Raw genomic sequence first — 1,321 nt, forward strand, 5'->3', positions numbered from 1 at the left:
CGGCTACAAGGTCTACCTCGGCGACGGCTCCCAGATCGTGCCCCCCGCCGACGCCGAGATCGCCGCGGAGATCGACGCCGTGGGCTCACTGAACGACGTCCCCCGCCCCACCGCCGGCTGGCAGACCCTGGACGACTCCGACGTCCTCGACGCGTACCTCGCCCGTACCGACGCCGTCCTCGCCCCCGGCTCCCCCCGCACCGCCCGCACCGTCTACACGGCGATGCACGGCGTGGGCAGGGACACCCTCCTCGCCGCCTTCGCACGGGCCGGCTTCCCGCCGCCCACCCTCGTCGCCGAGCAGGCCGACCCCGACCCGGACTTCCCCACCGTCGCCTTCCCCAACCCGGAAGAGCCCGGCGCGATGGACCTCGCCTTCGCGACGGCCCGCAGGACCGACCCCGACCTGGTCATCGCCAACGACCCGGACGCCGACCGCTGCGCGGTGGCCGTCCCCGACGGCGAGGACGGCGAGGGCGGCGACGGACAGGCCGGCGGCAAGCGCTGGCGCATGCTCCGCGGCGACGAGGTCGGCGCCCTGCTCGCCGCCCACCTGGTCACCCGCGGAGCGCACGGCACGTTCGCCGAGTCGATCGTCTCCTCCTCCCTCCTCGGCCGCATCGCCGAGAAGGCGGGCCTGCCGTACGAGGAGACCCTCACCGGCTTCAAGTGGATCGCCCGCGTCGAGGGCCTGCGCTACGGCTACGAGGAGGCCCTCGGCTACTGCGTCGACCCGGAGGGCGTACGGGACAAGGACGGCATCACCGCCGCCCTCCTGATCACGGAACTCGCCTCCGTCCTCAAGGAGAGCGGGCGCACCCTCCTGGACCTCCTCGACGACCTGGCCGTCGAGCACGGCCTGCACGCCACCGACCAGCTCTCGGTCCGCGTCGAGGACCTCTCCCTCATCACCGCCGCCATGCGCCGCCTGCGCGAACAGCCGCCCGCCCACCTCGCGGGCCTGCCCGTCACGAACGCCGAGGACCTCACCCGGGGCACGGACACGCTGCCGCCCACCGACGGCCTGCGGTACACCCTCGACGGCGCCCGTGTCATCGTCCGCCCGAGCGGTACGGAGCCCAAGCTGAAGTGCTACCTGGAGGTGGTCGTCCCGGTCGCCGCCCGTGCCGGCCTGCCCGCGGCGCGCGCGAAGGCGGCGGAGCTGCTGACGGCGCTCAAGCGGGACCTGTCGACGGCGGCGGGGATCTGACCCGGCCCGTCATCCCGCCCGCATGGGGTGCCCCCACGCGGAGGCACCCCATCGGGTGATTTACCCCCGCTCGTTGACCCGCCCTCCCCCTCCCCGACCGCCCCTCGGGCA

General features: G+C 74.6%; 1 protein-coding gene. It reads left to right on the forward strand.

Annotation, left to right across the window (positions count from 1 at the left end; translation table 11 throughout):
* On the forward strand, nucleotides 1-1,210 hold a 1,210-nt coding region (locus tag KUM32_RS41130), incomplete at its 5' end, for a phospho-sugar mutase (RefSeq protein WP_217146759.1).
* Nucleotides 1,211-1,321: the final 111 nt, after the last annotated feature.

It is taken from the genome of Streptomyces sp. AC627_RSS907, from assembly GCF_019049165.1.